At 68.1% G+C, this 16,069-nt stretch carries 16 protein-coding genes; 5 read left to right on the top strand and 11 right to left on the bottom strand.

Annotated features, from left to right (window positions below):
• Positions 1–72: 72 nt before the first annotated feature.
• Entirely contained in the window at positions 73–1,377 is a 1,305-nt protein-coding gene (locus tag ACFIMZ_RS18050) for an NAD(P)/FAD-dependent oxidoreductase (RefSeq protein ID WP_431820706.1), read from the top strand.
• Positions 1,378–1,400: 23 nt separating this feature from the next.
• The gene (locus ACFIMZ_RS18055; RefSeq protein ID WP_431820707.1) at positions 1,401–2,714 is read left to right on the top strand and encodes an NAD(P)/FAD-dependent oxidoreductase; all 1,314 of its coding nucleotides are present in this window, start codon (positions 1,401–1,403) and stop codon (positions 2,712–2,714) included.
• 52 nt (positions 2,715–2,766) lie between these two features.
• Here the strand turns inward: ACFIMZ_RS18055 and ACFIMZ_RS18060 are convergent, their stop codons facing one another.
• From ACFIMZ_RS18060 to ACFIMZ_RS18105, 10 genes are all read right to left on the bottom strand, one after another.
• Positions 2,767–3,441, bottom strand: coding sequence for a DUF799 domain-containing protein (locus ACFIMZ_RS18060; RefSeq protein ID WP_431820708.1), 675 nt, complete (start codon positions 3,439–3,441; stop codon positions 2,767–2,769).
• A 10-nt stretch (positions 3,442–3,451) separates the two neighbouring features.
• Entirely contained in the window at positions 3,452–3,868 is a 417-nt protein-coding gene (locus tag ACFIMZ_RS18065) for a DUF4810 domain-containing protein (RefSeq protein WP_431820709.1), read from the bottom strand.
• Between the two features lie 48 nt (positions 3,869–3,916).
• On the bottom strand, positions 3,917–4,594 hold the full coding sequence (locus ACFIMZ_RS18070; protein ID WP_045567045.1) for a CsgG/HfaB family protein: 678 nt from the start codon (positions 4,592–4,594) through the stop codon (positions 3,917–3,919).
• Positions 4,595–5,088: 494 nt separating this feature from the next.
• Entirely contained in the window at positions 5,089–6,441 is a 1,353-nt protein-coding gene (gene gor, locus ACFIMZ_RS18075) for a glutathione-disulfide reductase (protein WP_431820710.1), read from the bottom strand.
• Positions 6,442–6,675: 234 nt separating this feature from the next.
• A complete protein-coding gene (locus ACFIMZ_RS18080) occupies positions 6,676–6,894 on the bottom strand; it encodes a hypothetical protein (protein ID WP_431820711.1) in 219 nt (72 codons plus the stop codon).
• Between the two features lie 285 nt (positions 6,895–7,179).
• The gene (locus ACFIMZ_RS18085) at positions 7,180–8,301 is read right to left on the bottom strand and encodes a porin (protein ID WP_431820712.1); all 1,122 of its coding nucleotides are present in this window, start codon (positions 8,299–8,301) and stop codon (positions 7,180–7,182) included.
• A 441-nt stretch (positions 8,302–8,742) separates the two neighbouring features.
• On the bottom strand, positions 8,743–9,438 hold the full coding sequence (locus ACFIMZ_RS18090; protein ID WP_431820713.1) for a YoaK family protein: 696 nt from the start codon (positions 9,436–9,438) through the stop codon (positions 8,743–8,745).
• A 32-nt stretch (positions 9,439–9,470) separates the two neighbouring features.
• The gene (locus ACFIMZ_RS18095) at positions 9,471–9,812 is read right to left on the bottom strand and encodes a zinc ribbon domain-containing protein YjdM (protein ID WP_431820714.1); all 342 of its coding nucleotides are present in this window, start codon (positions 9,810–9,812) and stop codon (positions 9,471–9,473) included.
• A gap of 122 nt (positions 9,813–9,934) precedes the next feature.
• Positions 9,935–10,462, bottom strand: coding sequence for a chromate transporter (locus ACFIMZ_RS18100; protein ID WP_431820715.1), 528 nt, complete (start codon positions 10,460–10,462; stop codon positions 9,935–9,937).
• Positions 10,459–11,121 (bottom strand): chromate transporter, encoded by a 663-nt coding sequence (locus ACFIMZ_RS18105; protein ID WP_431820716.1) that lies wholly within the window; start codon positions 11,119–11,121, stop codon positions 10,459–10,461. The genes ACFIMZ_RS18100 and ACFIMZ_RS18105 overlap by 4 nt, the downstream gene beginning before the upstream one ends.
• A gap of 96 nt (positions 11,122–11,217) precedes the next feature.
• On the opposite strand from ACFIMZ_RS18105, the gene ACFIMZ_RS18110 reads away from it, so the two are divergent.
• Positions 11,218–12,102 (top strand): transcriptional regulator GcvA, encoded by an 885-nt coding sequence (locus ACFIMZ_RS18110; protein WP_431820717.1) that lies wholly within the window; start codon positions 11,218–11,220, stop codon positions 12,100–12,102.
• Between the two features lie 78 nt (positions 12,103–12,180).
• Here ACFIMZ_RS18110 and ACFIMZ_RS18115 read toward each other — a convergent pair whose 3' ends face one another.
• On the bottom strand, positions 12,181–13,488 hold the full coding sequence (locus ACFIMZ_RS18115) for a solute carrier family 23 protein (protein ID WP_431820718.1): 1,308 nt from the start codon (positions 13,486–13,488) through the stop codon (positions 12,181–12,183).
• 404 nt (positions 13,489–13,892) lie between these two features.
• On the opposite strand from ACFIMZ_RS18115, the gene ACFIMZ_RS18120 reads away from it, so the two are divergent.
• Together ACFIMZ_RS18120 and ACFIMZ_RS18125 are read left to right on the top strand one after the other, a co-directional pair.
• Positions 13,893–14,918, top strand: a complete 1,026-nt coding sequence (locus tag ACFIMZ_RS18120) for a hypothetical protein (protein ID WP_431820719.1) — start codon at positions 13,893–13,895, stop codon at positions 14,916–14,918.
• Positions 14,822–16,063: a cysteine desulfurase family protein gene (locus ACFIMZ_RS18125; protein WP_431820720.1), complete on the top strand. Its 1,242-nt coding sequence runs from the start codon at positions 14,822–14,824 to the stop codon at positions 16,061–16,063. Before ACFIMZ_RS18120 ends, ACFIMZ_RS18125 begins: the two co-directional genes overlap by 97 nt.
• Positions 16,064–16,069: the final 6 nt, after the last annotated feature.

Raw genomic sequence — 16,069 nt, forward strand, 5'->3', positions numbered from 1 at the left:
CGCGCGGCGTCCCGCGCGATGCTTCGGACAGGAATCCGGCGCGTTGCGCGCCGCATGGAGGGAGTCGGTTTCATGAGCCAGTCTTTCATCCGCCGCGCCGACGCGCTCGCGCGCGACTCGTACTACGAAGCGAGCACAGCGCGCCCCGAGGCCGACGACCCTGTGCTCGACGGCGCGCTCGACGTCGACGTCTGCGTGATCGGCGCCGGCTTCGCGGGCCTGTCGACGGCGCTCGACTGCCGCGCGCGCGGCTTGTCCGTCGCCGTGATCGACGCGCACCGGCCCGGCTGGGGCGCGTCGGGCCGCAACGGCGGGCAGGCGATCGCCGGCTTCGCGAAGGACGAGGCGATCGAGCATCAGCTCGGCGCCGACGGCGCGCGCGCGGCGTGGGCACTGTCGCTCGACGGCGTCGCGCTGATCGCCGAGCGGATCGCGCGCTACGGGATCGACTGCGACTTCACGCGCGGCTACCTGACCGTCGCGACCAGGCCGCGCCGCATCGGCGACCTGCGCGCGTGGATGGACGCGGCGACGTCGCGCTGGGGCCATCCGTCGCTCACCTGGCTCGACACCGACGCGATCCGCGCGCGCATCGCGTCGACGCGCTATCTCGCAGGCGTCCACGATCCGCTGTCCGGCCACCTGCATCCGCTCAAGTACTGCCTCGGCCTCGCCGACGCCGCGCGCCGCGAAGGCGTCGCGCTGTTCGCGCACACGCCGGCGCTCGACGTCGTGCGCGGCGCGCGGCCCGTCGTGCGCACGCCGTCCGGCGAGATCCGCTGCCGCTTCGTCGTGTCGTGCTGCAACGCGGGGCCGGGCGGCGTGCTGCCCGCGGCGACGGCCGCGCGCATCGCGCCGGTCGCGTCGTACATCATCGCGACCGAGCCGCTCGGCAAGACCCGCGCCGACGCGCTGATCGCGCGACGCGAAGCGGTGTGCGACAACAACTTCTTTCTCGACTACTTCCGGCTGTCCGCCGACCACCGGATGCTGTTCGGCGGCCGTGCGAGTTCCGCGGGCGCGTCGCCCGCCGCGCTCGCCGGCGCGATCCGGCGGCGCATGACCGGCGTGTTCCCGCAGCTGGCCGACGTGCGCGTCGACTACGCATGGGGCGGCTTCGTCGACGTCACGCGCAACCGCGCGCCGGACTTCGGCGCAATCGACCCGAACTTCTTCTACGTCCAGGGCTTCAGCGGGCATGGCGTCGCGCTCACCGGCATCGCCGGGCGCGCGGTCGCCGGCGCGATCGCGGGCGACGCGCGCGCGTTCGACCTGTTCGCGCGCCTGCGCCATCGCCGCTTCCCGGGCGGCGACGCGTGGCGGCAGCCCGCACTCGAACTCGGGATGCTGTATCACCGCGTCCGAGAGCTGTTCTGAGCCCTTCATTCGTGTTCCTGACCATGCAGAATTTCGCGAACCAACCGCATGCCGCGTCGTACTACGCGGCCACCGCCAACGATGCGACGCGTCATCCGCCGCTCGCCGGCGCCGTCGACGCCGACGTGTGCGTGATCGGCGCGGGCCTGACCGGCCTGTCGGCCGCGCTCAATCTCGCCGAGCGCGGCCATTCGGTCGTCGTGCTCGAAGCGTCGCGGGTCGGCTGGGCCGCGAGCGGCCGCAACGGCGGGCAGCTGATCGGCGGCTACGCGTGCGACATCGACACGTTCGCGCGCCACCTGCCGGACGCCGACGTGAAGCGCATCTGGGAGATGGGGCTCGAAACGCTGTCGCTCGTGAAATCGCGCATCGCGCAGCACGACATCGATTGCGCGCTGGTGCCCGGCTACCTGAGCGCGGCGAACACCGCGCGCGACGCCGATGCGCTCAAGCGCTGGCGCGATGAGGCCGCGCAGCGCTTCGGCTACGACCGCCTGCAGTTCGTCGAAGCGGACGACCTCGGCGGCTACGTGCAGTCGTCACGCTACCGGGGCGGCCTGTACGACCCCGACAGCGGCCACCTGCATCCGCTGAACTACACGCTCGGCCTCGCGCGCGCGGCGACCGGGGCCGGCGTGCGCATCCACGAGCACAGCTGCGTGACGCGCGTGCGCGACATCCCGGCCGGCCATCTCGTCGAGACGGACCAGGGGCACGTGCGCGCGCGCTTCGTCGTGCTCGCGTGCAATGCCTATATCGGCGCACTCGTCGGCGCGCTCGCGCCGGCGCTCGCGAGGAAGATCATGCCGGTCGGCACCTACGTGATCGCGACCGAGCCGCTCGGCGAATCACGCGCCGCCGCGCTGATGCCGGCGCGCGCGGCGGTCTGCGACAGCCGCTTCGTGCTCGATTATTTCCGGCCGGCGCCGGACACGCGGCTCGTGTGGGGCGGCAAGGTCAGCTACTCGACGCGGCAGCCGCGCGATCTCGCGCAGGCGATGCGCGGCGACATGCTGAAGACGTTCCCGCAGCTCGCGGACGTGAAGGTGGAATACGCGTGGGGCGGCTTCGTCGACATCACGATGAACCGCGCGCCGCATTTCGGGCGCGTCGCACCGACGCTGTATTTCGCTCAGGGATTCTCGGGGCACGGCGTGAACACGACCGCGCTGGCGGGCAAGCTGATCGCCGAGGCGATCGACGGGCAGGCGAGCCGCTTCGACCTGTTCGGCAGGATCCCGCATCGCGATTTCCCGGGCGGCGCGCTATTGCGGACGCCGGCGCTGGTGCTCGCGATGAGCTGGTATCGGCTGCTGGATGCGTTTGGCGTGCATTGAAACACACACGGCGCGCATGACGCGCGCCGTGGCGTGCGGGCATGGCAGCCGGTCAGTCGGTGCCGTACTTGCGCGAACGCGGGCCGTACAGCAGGCCGGTCGGCGGGCCGGCCGACAACAGGCGATTGCTGGTCAGCGCGGCCACGTCGTGGGCTTCATCGGTCAGCGAATGCGCGATCTGCTTGACGGCGGCCTGCACGAGCATGCCGACGATCCCGAACCCGCCGACGTTCACATTGTTGCCGAGTTCCTTGCCGTTCGCGCTGCCTTGACCCTGCCACAGCACGTCGCCCGTTTTCAGGTCGACGAGCTTGGCCGACGCGGTCACCACCGTCGTGCTGTCGATGATCTGGTAAACCGAGCCGTACTTCGAGACCTTCGAATACAGCGCGGCGTCCGCGCCGAAGATTTCGCGCAGCTTGGCCGGCGACGTGTTCTGGATCTCGGCGGCGTTGGTCAGGCCGTTCTGCTTGAAGGCCTCGTCCATCACCGCGACCGGCACCACGTAATAGCCGGCCTCGGCGAGCGGCAGCGTCATCTGCGACAGCATCCCGTAGGTCGCCGCGACGTCGTTGGTTTCGTTGACCGGCGGCAGCACGAGAATCGAGCGCGGCTGGCTCTTCTTGAACGCCGTGTAGTCGGCGTGCTTCACCGGCTGCGCGCATGCGCTCAGCAGCGCGACGATCGACAGCACGGACAGCAGCTTGAATGAAATGGTCTTGAACATGGCAGGTGCGTCACTGTTTGGCGGTGTTCTGATCGGCCGGCTTCTGCTCGGCCGTTTTCTGCTCGGCCGGCTTCTTCGCCGCCGGTTTGTGCTTCATCAGGAAGTCCATGAACGGCGACGATTCCGGAAACAGCTGCTTCTCCGCCTGCAGTTCCTGTTCGGCCTGCTGTTCGCTGCCGACGCTCGCATACAGCATCCCGAGATGCGCATGGAAGCCCGGCGGCGGCGTGTTGCCCTTCGCCCGAATCTGCTGCAGCGCCTTTTCGAGCGCGTCGATCTGCTCCTGCGGCGACGTCTTGCCCTTGAAGTACTCGTACACCTGCGGCTGGTAGCCGTTCCATTGATAGAGCGGCGGCGTGGTCGGCGCCGCGCAGCCCGCGAGCAGCAATGCGGCGGCCGTTGCCGGCAGCCAGATACCCCGTTTCATGGTCATTTCTCTTCTGGTTGATAGGGTGAATCGGTGAAGCAGTGGCGCTTACTTCGCCGGCTTCAGCGCGCCGGCGTCGACCTGGTCGACGAGATGGTTGACGGCCTCCTGGATCGCGAGGTCGAGCACCTTGCCGTTGAGCGTCGAGTCGTAGCTCGCGGTGCCGCCGAAGCCGATGATTTCGCGGTTGGACAGGCTGAATTCGCCCGCGCCCTGGCTCGATGCGATCACTTCCGACGTCGTCGTGTCGACGATGTTCAGGTTGACCTTCGCGTACGCGACCTGCGTCTTGCCGCTGCCGAGGATGCCGAACAGCTGGTGATCGCCGACTTCCTTGCGGCCGAATTCGGTCACGTCGCCCGTCACCACGTAGTTCGCGCCCTTCACCGCCTGCGCCTTCTTCATGAAGCCGGCTTCCTGCTTGATCTCCTCGAGGTTCTCGCGATCGAGCACGTTGAAGCGGCGGCTCTGCTGCAGGCGCGTGACGAGGATCGTCTTCGCCTGGCCGCCGAGGCGGTCGATGCCGTCCGAGAAGATGCCGCGCATATAGCTCGAACGGTTGTCGAACTTGCCGACCGCGATCGCGACCGGCTTGCCCGAGTACGGGCGCTGCGCGCTGCTGACGGCCGGCACGTCGAGCGTGCGCGACGATTCGGTCGCGCAGCCGGTCAGCGCCGCGACGAGGGCCGCGGCGACGAGGACGTTGCGTCGTGTCTGGATGTTCACTGCTGATCTCCTTGCGTGGAAAGAATGCCCGTAACGGGCGCGCCGGCTCGCGGGCGAGCCGGACTTCAAGGCGGCGGCGACGCGAACGCGTGCGTCGATGCGCCGCTCGACGCGACGCGCGTCACGCAACGCGGCAGGCGTCGCCTTGGGCGCTATGAGGGAAATGAAAGCGGATGCGCGCGTGACGGACGCGTCACGGCGAATGGCAGGCAGGCGGCGAAATCGTCACGATTCGCGCGCGGTGCGATTACCCCGTTGTTTTGATTGCTGCGCTGTTGATCGCGCATGGTCGGCCCCGTATTTGGTTTTTTGCGGATGATACCAAACGCGTTGTCGAATACGCTCCGTCGTGAATCGAAAGCCGTCGTTCGGAACCTTGCTTTTCGTAATATCGGCAATCGGGTCGCATTCTGTAGAGGCCATGCGCTCGCGGCGCGCACGGATCGATCGCCGGCGCGCATCCGGCGGCTGCGCGCGCCGGCCCGCGTCGTCGCTCAGTCCACCTTCTGCCGCATCGTGACAAATTCCTCGGCCGCGGTCGGGTGGATGCCGATCGTGTCGTCGAACTGCGCCTTCGTCGCGCCCGCGCGGATCGCGATCGCGATGCCCTGGATGATCTCGCCCGCGTCGCGGCCGACCATGTGCGCGCCGACCACGCGCTGGCTGTCGCGCGCGACGACGAGCTTCATCAAGGTGCGCTCGTCGCGTCCGGACAGCGTGTGGCGCAGCGCCTTGAACGACGTGCGGTAGACGTCGACGTCGCCGTGCACGTCCCGCGCGCGCGCCTCGGCGAGGCCGACCGTCGCGACCTCGGGCTGGCTGAACACCGCCGACGGCACCCATTCGTGATCGGCCGCGACGCGCCGCCCGCCGAACAGCGTCAGCGCGAGCAGACCGCCGTCGCGCGTCGCGACCGGCGTGAGCTGCGGTCGCGACGTGACGTCGCCGATCGCGTGGATCGACGCGACCGACGTCGCGGAATACGCATCGACCGCGATCGCGCCGCGCGCATCGAGCGCGACGCCCGCCTGCTCGAGCCCGAGGCGCTCGACGTTCGGCACGCGTCCGGTCGCATAGAGCACCGCGTCGTACGGCCCGTGGTGCGCGCCGCCGACGCGCACGGCGAGCGTGCCGTCGGGTGCACGCTCGATCGCGTCCACCGACGCGCCGGTATGGATCGTCGCGCCCTGCTTCGTCATTTCATCGGCGAGGAACTGCCGGACGTCGTCGTCGAAGCCGCGCAGGATCTGCGCGCCGCGATAGAACAGGTCGACGCGGCTGCCGAGCCCGTTGAAGATGCCCGCGAACTCGACCGCGATATAGCCGCCGCCGACCACCGCGACGCGCGCCGGCAGCGTCGCGAGCGACAGCGCCTCGCGCGACGTGATCGCATGCTCGATGCCGGGCAGCGGCGGCAGCGACGGGCGCGAACCCGTCGCGATCGCGATGTGGCGCGCGGTGACGCGGCGCTCGCCGAGCGCGACCGTGTGCGCATCGACGAGCGACGCGCGCCCCGCGTGCATCTCGACGCCGGACTGCCGCAGCAGGTTCACGTAGATGCCGCTCAGCCGGTTGATCTCGCGATCCTTCGCGGCGATCAGCGCGGGCCAGTCGAGCGCGCCGGCGCCGAAGGTCCAGCCGAAGCCCTGCGCATCCTCGACTTCATGCGGGTAATGCGACGCATAGACGAGCAGCTTCTTCGGAATGCAGCCGCGCAGCACGCAGGTGCCGCCGATCTGCTCTTCTTCCGCAATGCCCACGCGCGCGCCGTATTGCGCCGACATCCGGGCCAGCCTGACGCCGCCCGAGCCGGCGCCGATCACGAACAGGTCGTAGTCGAATTCCATCGCATGCCCTCATCGGAGTTCGGATGACGGCACGATAGCAAGATTCCGGTTTTCCTGCGGCGCGCGGCGCCCGCGCAAAAAAAAACGGCGAGAGACCTTGCCTCTCGCCGATCAATCCGGCTGCCGGGTTCGCCATGCGTCACCGATCGACCGCATGCCCGACCCGCCGGCCGCGCGACGCCGGCTCGCCCGTCCGCGCGGCTTGCGCGGGCGCGGCCGAGCCGGCCGCCATGCTCATGCCTGCGACGTGTCGCCACCGTCGGTCGCCTGCGTGTCGTCCGCCGGCTGCTCTTCCTTCTTCTCGAGCATGCCTTCGAGCGCTTCCGCGCCCTTGAAGCCGGCGACGGCCGCCGCCGCCTTGGTCAGGAGACCCGCATCCGGATCGACTTTCTCTGCCGCCTCGACGGCCGCCACGGCGCCCGCGATTTCGCCAACGGTGTTCAGGATACCCATCGCCCTCTCCTTTCAGGAAACTCGTGAAGCGCATCGTTCCACGAAAAAAACCGGCTGACAGCGTTTGTCATCACCGGATACACAATTTACCGACGCGCCGGCATGCGGCGAGCGATGCATGCAGCTTAGCGGAACGCCTGCGCACGCACTGTAAAAAACTGTTCCGGAATGCCGACGAACGGCTTACGGATCGCGCTTCGTGCGCTTCGTGCGGACGAAAAAAAAGAGACCCCCGCGGGGGTCTCTTCGTCGCGAGCCGGACGCCGGTCCGGCGCAGGCGATTGATCAGAAGATATTGCGCAGACCGATCGCGATGCCGGTCTGGTTGCTGCGGCCCGGCAGCTCGACGTTGGCCGCGCCGTTCGTCTTGTTGAAGTCGACCGTGCCGTAGATTTCCGTGCGCTTGCTCAGCGCGTACTCGGCGATGCCGACGATCGCGTAGCGGTTGCCGCTCGCGAGCGTGCCGTTCGCGGTCATCGCGTTGCGCATGTGGTCGTAGTAGAACGCGCCCGTCAGCGTCAGCGGCGCGCTGGCCTGCCAGCTCACGCCCGCGAACGGACCGTCGTCGATCCGGCCGGTGCCCTTCGCAGCCGGAATCTTCTGCTGCGCGAGCAGGCTGTCGACGAAGCCCGTATCGTCCTTCGAGCGCAGGTAGCCCGCGTAGACCTTCACCGTGCTGAACGCGTAGACGACGTTCGCGTGATAAATGGTCTGCTTGCGTGCCGAGTTGTCGCTGTTCTGCTGCGCGCCGGCCGCGATGCTGAGCGGGCCCATCACGTACGACAGCGAGATACCCCACGCATTGCCCTTGCCGAGCGAGCCGGGGATCTGGCCGGAGAAGCCGCCGGGGCCGGTCTTCTCGTAGTTCGTGCCGGTCGAGTACATCGCGCTCGCGGTCAGGCCGCTGAACGTGCCCGTGTACTTGATCTGGTTGTCCGCGTACAGCCCGCCGCCGAGCGCCACCGGCAGCCACGCGTTCTCGAAGTAGTTGCCGACGGTCAGCGGATCGTAGGTGTCCGACAGCAGGTCGAACAGCGGCGTCTTCTGGCGGCCGAGGGTCACGGTGCCGTACGGGCTCGACAGGCCGACGTACGCGGCGCGGTTGAACATGCGGCCGCTGTCCGAGAACGCACCGCTTTGCAGGTCCACGCCGCTTTCGAGCTTGAACAGCGCCTTCAGCCCGCCGCCAAGGTCTTCCGTGCCGTAGATGCCGAAGCGGCTGTTCGTGATCGCGCCGTTCGTCATCGACAGCAGGCCGTCGTTCTTGGCGTTCGCGTTGGTCAGGTAGCGGACGCTGACGTCGGCGACGCCCCACAGCGTGACCGAGCTTTGTGCCGTTGCGTATTGGCTGGCGAAGGCCAGCATGGCGCCCCCTGCGAGTGCTGCGAGTCTGGTGGTCTGCTTCATGAGCGATCCCATATTTGTTGGTGTCTCCTTACATGGCCGGCCGCATGCGCGGCCGGGTGACGATCGCGCGCGCTCTTGGCGCGCGCGATGTGGCGAGAATCATAAGACGAGTCCGAATCCCGAAAGAAATTGAAATGCGTGGTAACGGTTCGATTGTCGTCAGCGCACAACGCCCCGGCGCGCGGGGCTTGCGCGACGAGCGCCGGATGACGGCCGGTTTCCGCGCCGGGCGGGCAATTCGGCAGGAATCCGTCACGATTCGGGCAGGCGGCGGGGAGATCGGCGGGAGTGAGCGGAGATGTGGCTGATGCGGCGCAGCATACGGGCCGCGAGACGGTGCGCGAGACGGCAAGGCAATGACGCGGCGGCGTGACGGGCGCGGACCGGTTCCATACCGGCTACGGATGCCGCGCCGCAGCACGGCCGCGCCGCGCCGCGCCGTCAGCCGGCCGCGCCTGCGCCCGCGTCGGCGCGCCGCCACGCGCGCCGCACGATTTCGGCGAACGCGCCCGCGAGCAGCAGCACCGCGCCCCACAGCGCGACGTCCGGCACGAGCCGCGTGACGAGGCCGCCGGCCACGGCACCCGCGAGAAAGCAGAAGCTGATCGTCGCGAGCAGCGCCGAATCGTGCAGCGCGCCGGCGTCATAGCGCGGAATCAGCCCGACGAACAGCTTCTGCGCGGCGCGCCGCAGGTTGCCGGTCGTCATCACGGACGTGTACGACAGTTCCTCGAGGTGCGTGAACGACAGCGTCTGCAGCGTCGCGACGAACGAGATGCCGGGAATCAGCCACGCGCTCGACGCGCCGACGAGGCCGCTCGCGGCGATGCCGAGAAACGCGATCTCGACGATCAGGCTCGCGAACGCGGTGTGCCGCATCCAGCCGCGCTGCGCCGCGAGCCCGAGCAGGTGCGCGACGAGCACTGCGATCACAAAGCCGACGAGCGGCGGCACGTGGTGCAGCGCCGCGGCCCACTCGCCGGCCGACAGGTTGATGCCGAGCAGCGCGACGTTGCCGGTCATCGTGTTCGCGAACACGTGGCCGTGGCCGACGTACGTGTACGCGTCGAGATAGCCGCCGGACAGCGTCAGCAGTGCGGCGACCGTCAGATTGCGGCTGGCGCCGTCGAGATCCATCGATCCTCCGGTTTCGTCGCGCGGGGGGGAGCTCAATTCTTCTTCAGATAGCAGGCCTTGAGCATCACGCTCATCCCGTCGACCTTGCAGTCGACCTCGTGATCGCCGTCGACGAGGCGGATGCTCTTCACCTTCGTGCCCATCTTCAGCGTGACCGACGAGCCCTTCAGCTTCAGGTCCTTGATCAGCACGACCGAATCGCCGTCGGCCAGCACGTTGCCGTTCGCGTCGCGAACGACGCGCGCCGCGTCGTCATCGGCCGCCGCCGGTGCGGCGCTCGGCCACTCGTGGCCGCAGTCGGGGCAAATATATTGGTCGCCGTCGGGGTAGGTGTTCTCCATCGCGCATTGCGGACAGGCGGGAATCGTCGACATGATGCTGGGTCCTGCTGATTGAAAGCCGGAAGTATACCGGCCCGTTGCGCCGGCCCGCCCTGCCGCATCTCAAAGCGCTGCCGAATGACGCCCGCCGGCCGGCTGCCCGTGCGCGGCGGCGTTCACTGCCCGAAGCCCGTCAGCCCGATCAGCGCGCCGGCCGCGAGCAGCCACAGCGGATGGATGCGCGTGCGGTACGCGAGCACCGCGCACGCGGCGGTGATGCCCCACTGCACGGCCATGTGGTTCGACGCGTCGGCGATCAGCACCGCGCTCGCGACGACGAGCCCCGCCGTGACGGGCACCATGCCCTGCTGCACGTAGCGCCGCCACGGCCGGTTGCGGAAGCGCTCCCACGCGTGCAGCGCGAGCACCGTGACCACCGACGACGGCCCGAACTTCGCGAGCGTCGCGACGAGCAGCCCCGACCAGCCGGCCACGTGCCAGCCGACGAGCGACACGATCATCATGTTCGGCCCCGGCGCCGCCTGCGCGAGCGCGAACAGCGCGGTGAACTCGTGCGCGCTCATCCAGTGGTGCACGTCGACGACCTGCCGCTGCATCTCCGGCAGGATCGTGTTGCCGCCGCCGAACGCGAGCAGCGACAGTTGCGTGAAGATGGTCGCGAGCGCGATCAGCGTGTCGTTCATCGCGCGCCTCCGTCATGCGTGCCGCGCTGCTGCGCGTCGTGCGGCGCGACGGCGTCGGCTGCCCCCGGCCGCGCACCGGGCGCGGCGGCCGGTGCGGCACCGCGCCGCGCGGCGAGCCACACGCTGAGCGGCGTCAGCACCAGCATCGTCGTGAGCAGCGGGATGCGCAGCACCGCGATCGCGACGAACGCCAGCGCCGCGATGCCCGCCGCCGCGCGCGCATGCCGCAGCGGCTTCGCGACCTTCACCGCCATCGCCGCGAGCAGGCCGGCCGCGGCGGCCGACAACCCGGCGAACAGGTGCCGGACGGCCGGATCGCTCTCGGTTTTCGCATACAGCACGCCGAGCGCGACGACGACGAGCGTCGGCCCCGCGATCAGCCCGAGAATGCCGGCGAACGCGCCCGGCACGCCGCGAAAGCGCATCCCGACCGCGACCGACAGGTTGATCACGTTGCCGCCCGGCAGGAACTGGCACAGGCCGAGCAGATCGGTGAACTCGTCGGCGGAGAGCCACTTGCGCTCCTCGACGATCGTGCGGCGCGCGAACGGCAGCGCGCCGCCGAACGACATGAGCCCGAGGGACAGGAAGCCGGTGAACAGCTCGGCGAGGCCGACGTCGCGCGGCGCGCCGGCGGGCGGCGGGGAAACGGATTGCATGGGAGTCCTCGATAAACGACAGGTCGAGATTACCGCCGCGCGGCGCGCCCGCAAAACGATTTCATCGGCGCTCGCTTGTGATCTAGAATCACAAGCATGGCACGCGATCTCCCGCCCTTTTCCGCGCTTCGGGCCTTTGAAGCCGCGGCACGACACGAAAGCTTCAGCGCCGCCGGCGACGAGCTGCATGTGACTCATGGTGCCATCAGCCGGCAGATCGCCGGGTTCGAGGCGTGGCTCGGCAGGCCGGTGTTCCACCGCATCGGCAAGCGCGTGAAGCTCACCGACGAAGGCCGCCAGTACCTGGACACCGTGCGCGCCGCGTTCGACAGCATCGCGCTCGCGACCGAGCGGCTGCGGCGCACCGGCGCCGCGCGCGTGCTGCGCATCAACGCGCTGCCGACCTTCGCGATGAAATGGCTGCTGCCGCGCCTGTCGCGCTTCCAGCGCGACGTGCCGAACGTGGAGCTGAAGCTGTCGACGTCGAACGCGCCGCTCGACGCGCTCGACGGCTTCGACGTCGCGATCCGCCGCGGCCCGGGCCACTGGCCGAACTGCGCGAGCGGCCGCTTTCTCGACGAAAGCGTGATCCCGGTCTGCAGCCCGGCGCTGGCGAAGCGCATGCCGATCGCGCGCGTCGACGACCTGGCGCGGCACGTGCTGCTGCATTCGGATACGCGCCCGGAGGGCTGGCGCGACTGGTTCGCGGCCGCCGGCGCGACGATGAAGGGCCGCAAGCGGCAGTCGTTCGACCACTTCTACCTCGCGCTGCAGGCGGCGGTCGACGGGCTCGGCGTCGCGCTCGGCCCGCTGCCGCTGATCGACGACGAGCTCGCGAGCGGCCGGCTCGTGATGCCGCTCCCCGGCCCGCGCATCGCGACGCGCAGCTACTGGTGGATCACGCCGCGCGAGCACGCCGGCGAGCCGCTCGTCGCCCAGTTCTGCGCGTGGCTCGAGGCGCAGGCGAACGCCGGCGCGTGACATGGCGTTCAGCGGCGGGCGGTGCGGCGCCGCCCGCGCCGTGATCCGTCCTTGCCCATGACGGGCAAGCGCCGGGCGTCAGACCACCGGCCCCGGCTCCTTTTCCTTGCGCAGGATCGCGTAGAGGAGGATCGCGCCGAACGTCGCGGTGCCGATCCCGCCGAGCGCGAAGCCGCCGAACTTCAGCGAGAAGTCGCCCGCGCCGAGCACCAGCGTGACGGCCGCGACGATCAGGTTGCGGTTGTCGGAGAAATCGACCTTGTTGACGACCCAGATCCGCGCGCCCGTCACCGCGATCAGCCCGAACACGACGATCGACACGCCGCCGAGCACCGGGCCCGGAATCGTCTGGATCACCGCGCCGAACTTCGGCGAGAAGCCGAGCCCGATCGCGATCAGCGCGGCAACGACGAACACGAGCGTCGAGTAGATGCGCGTGACGGCCATCACGCCGATGTTCTCCGCGTAGGTGGTCACGCCCGTGCCGCCGACGCTGCCCGACACGATCGTCGCGAGCCCGTCGCCGATGAACGCGCGGCCGACGTAGCGGTCGAGGTTCTGGCCCGTCATCGCGCTCACGGCCTTGATGTGGCCGAGGTTCTCCGCGACGAGGATCACCGCGATCGGCGCGAGCATCAGCATCGCGTGCGGATCGAACGCCGGCGCATGGAAGGTCGGGATGCCGAACCACGCGGCGTGCGCGACGATCGCGAAGTCGATCGGCTTGCCGAGGCCCATCCCATTGGTCGCGACCGCGTAGATCGCGTAGGCGATCACGAGCCCGACGAGGATCAGGAGGCGCTGCAGCATCCCGCGCGCGAACACCGCGACGCCGCCGACCGACAGCACGGTGACGAGCGCCATCACCGAATCGAAGGTCGACGCGGACACGCCCTTCACCGCGATCGGCGCGAGATTCAGGCCGATCACCGCGACGATCGCGCCCGTGACGACGGGCGGCATCAGCGCCTCGATCCAGCGCGTGCCGACCGCCGACACGAGCGCGCCGAGCGCGACATACACGACGCCGCACGCGATGATGCCGCCGAGCGCGACCGCGATGTTCGGGTTCGGGCCGCTGCCGCCGTAGCCCGTCACCGCGATCACGAGGCCGATGAACGCGAAGCTCGAGCCGAGGTAGCTCGGCACCCGGCCGCCGACCAGCGCGAAGAACAGCAGCGTGCCGACGCCGGACATGAAGATGCACAGGTTCGGGTCGAAGCCCATCAGGAGCGGCGCGAGCACGGTCGAGCCGAACATCGCGACGACGTGCTGCACGCCCATCGCGATCATCTGCGGCCACGACAGGCGTTCGTCGAGGCCGACGACGCGCGCGGCCGCGCCGGGCGGTTGCACCCGCCAGCGCGGGAAATAGGAATCGGACATCGGCACACGCTCCAGTCTTGTCGGTCGCCGGCTGCGAGGGATGCGCCGGTCTGAAATCTGGCGCGAAGTGTACGGAGCGGGGATGGCGCTGGCAAGCGGCGGGCCCCGGCGCAAGGCGGGGACGGATCAGCCCGCGTCGCCACTTACCGTCTCGGGAAATTCGTTCGATTGTCCTGGGTCAACGAGTCGCGATCGCGTCAGAAATATCTAAAGTCTGAAGGACAGGAACAAAATCTTACGCTAATATCGACGCTACAACAGAAATCGATCGGCTAACGCTCCATCGAATTTCAACAATAGATCAACACAAGAAAGCCCACATCCGGCGCTTGCATTCCGCTTATTCCGGCACACCGGAAAGCGGATGCATCCGAATGTCAACAAGAAACTGAGAGAGACAAAAATTGATAATCGAGGAGACATCTCGATGGGATGAGATCGAGCAATCGATTTCTGACCTGAGAAAGCGCGTCGTTATTGACTGCGGCCATGTTTCAGTGCGCAGCGACCAGCAGGGTTTCTCGTTTGGCGGGCGCGGAGGACCGAGCGCCTCGACGCTGGAGACATTTGAATTCGGCGTGGCGCTGCGCCGCCGGCTGGCGTCCGAAGGCCGCGAGGCGACGCTCAGCCTATGCCTGTCCGATACCTCGCGCCTGCTTGGCGACAGCAAGGAGCGCGCAGTGCTGGCAGCCGCCATTGCGGAACGGCGCTGGTCCGCCATTTTGCCGTCCGAATATCTGCATCGGCTTTCGCAGGACGAATTCGATCAGATAACCGTGACCCTTCAGACGAGAAACAGCAATCGCTTTTCCGCGGCATTGAAGAAATTCAAAACCACGGCGGCCCGCACCACATCGTCCGAAATCTTTTACCGGGAATCCGGAAGCCTGCTGCTGTCCAGTTTCGACGGCGATCGCCTGGCCATCAGCACGCCGTTTCTGATGGAATGCGCGAGCGAAGACGCCTATTACGAAAATGACGACTGGAGAAGCCCGGACCATATCGATCGAGAAGAAGACATTATCGCGAGACCGATGACCCGCCTGCTGAGAAGCGGCTTCATCAATCTTTACGAGAAAAGCTCCGGCATTCTCTGCCCGGCCACTTATGGCGGGTTGCTGCTCAATTACGACGAATCCAGCGATCACATCTGCATCTATTCACGCAGCGACGATCCGCATATCGGAGAAAAGATCCTGCGCGGCGTGATCGCGGCCAATGCGGTCAGCCGCGACATGTCGCGGACCTTCCTGCAGATCGTGCTTCCGGAAATCTCCCGCACCCCGGAAATCTCGCTGCTCGACTCCTCCCGCCTGAAACGGCCGGACATGTCATGGGCGGCGTTCGCGAGCGCACTGGAGTCGCGGGACGTCTTCAGCCGCATGACGCCGTATGTGGAACGGAAAAACTCGGAGAGCACGCCAACATGAACAAGTACTTCGATCACGCTGCGTCCATGCAGGTCTCTGCCAAGGCCTGGCTCGATACGCTGTCCGTCTACGGCCCCGGCAATCCGTCCAGCGCCCACGACGCGGGAGAGCAGGCGCGCCGCATCATCGGCGACACCCGCAACCGGATCGCCGCCCATCTCGGGTGTCGCGCCGAGCGCATCTACTTCACGTCGGGGGCCACCGAATCCGCCAATCTTCTGATCCAGGGCTACCTGGCGACGCTGCGCCGCAAGGAAAGCACGCGTTCGGAAATCGTCGTGTCGGCGATCGAGCATCCCGCCGTGTACCAGACGGTCATGTCCATGAAGAAGCATGGGTACACCGTCCGCGAGCTGCCGGTGAACCGTAACGGCGTCGTCGCGATCGAGCACGTCGACGCAGCGATCAGCGAGCGCACGGCGATGCTCTGCCTGATGGCCGTCAACAACGAAACGGGCGCCGTCCAACCCGTCAATGAAGTCGCGCGCGCCGTCAAACGCGCCGATCCCGACATCCTCGTCGTGTGCGACGCAGTGCAGCACTTCGCCAAATTGAACGGGCCGATCGACCTGGACGTCGTCGACGCCCTGTTCATGTCCGGCCACAAGATCGGCGCCGACAAGGGGATCGGCTGCTTCTACCTGAATGGCCGATACAAGCTCACGCCGCTCATGTACGGCGGCGCGCAGGAACAAACCTATCGTCCCGGCACCGAGAACGTGTTCGGCATCGGCTTGCTCGGCGCCGCGCTCCAGGAAGCCGTGCGCGACCCCGCCGGCAAGCTCGCGCATGTCGGCGCGCTCGGCGAACGCCTGATCGATGGGCTGACCCGCTCCGGCATCGCCTTCGAGCGGTTGATCCCCGCCGCCGACGCCTCGCCCTACATCCTTGCGCTGGCCTTTCCCGGCGTGCCGTCGCGGCAGATGATCGCCGATCTGGCGGCGTCGGGATATTGCGTGTCGCAAGGGTCCGCGTGCAGCAGCCATTCGCTGGAGCCGTCCCGGGTGCTGTCGGCCATGCGCGTGCCGCCCGAGCACCTCAACAGCCTGATTCGCATCTCCTTTTCGCCGACCCACACCATGCCGGACATCGACGACCTCGCGACGCACATCGTCGAGATCTGCCACGCATACAGCGACGCCTGACCGTCC

This window comes from Burkholderia sp. F1 (assembly GCF_050813845.1).
GTDB classification, from domain to species: Bacteria; Pseudomonadota; Gammaproteobacteria; order Burkholderiales; family Burkholderiaceae; genus Burkholderia; species Burkholderia ubonensis.